This is a genomic window from Methylobacterium sp. J-030 (assembly GCF_022829545.1).
GTDB lineage: Bacteria > Pseudomonadota > Alphaproteobacteria > Rhizobiales > Beijerinckiaceae > Methylobacterium.
Genome location: NZ_JAKSYM010000202.1, coordinates 1 through 501, shown reverse-complemented (window position 1 = coordinate 501; position 501 = coordinate 1). Strand labels below are relative to the sequence as shown.

Sequence of the window (501 nt, the reverse complement as noted above, 5' to 3'; positions counted from 1 at the left end):
GGGCGAGGCGAAGCCGATCGCGGCGTGGGTGACGTTCTGCCAGAGCTACGCGGCCGAGTGCGGGGTCGACCGCACGGAGCCCGCGCGCATCAGCCTGACGCCGGCCATCTGGGCGACGATCGTGTCGGTCAACCGCCGGGTCAACAAGGCGATCGAGCCGATGACCGATCAGGACCACCTGCACGTGGCCGACCGCTGGGACCTGGCCGAGGACGGCATCGGCGACTGCGAGGACTTCCAGCTGCTCAAGCGCCACCTGCTGGCCGAGGCCGGCCTGCCGCGCCGGGCGATGCGCATGACCGTGGTGATCGACGAGAAGGGCGAGGGCCACGCCGTGCTCACCCTGATCACCGACCGGGGCGATCTGGTGCTCGACAACAAGACCAGCGCGATCCTGCCCTGGCACAGGACCGGCTACGTGTTCATCAAGCGCGAGAGCCAGGACGCGGTCGCCTGGGTGTCGCTCGGCGGCGTCACATCCCCCGTCACCACCGCAAACCG

1 protein-coding gene is annotated in these 501 nt (G+C 70.1%); it reads left to right on the top strand.

What is annotated here, in order from left to right; all coding sequences use genetic code 11:
• On the top strand, positions 1 to 501 hold a 501-nt coding region (locus MKK75_RS13220; protein WP_244043017.1), incomplete at both ends, for a transglutaminase-like cysteine peptidase.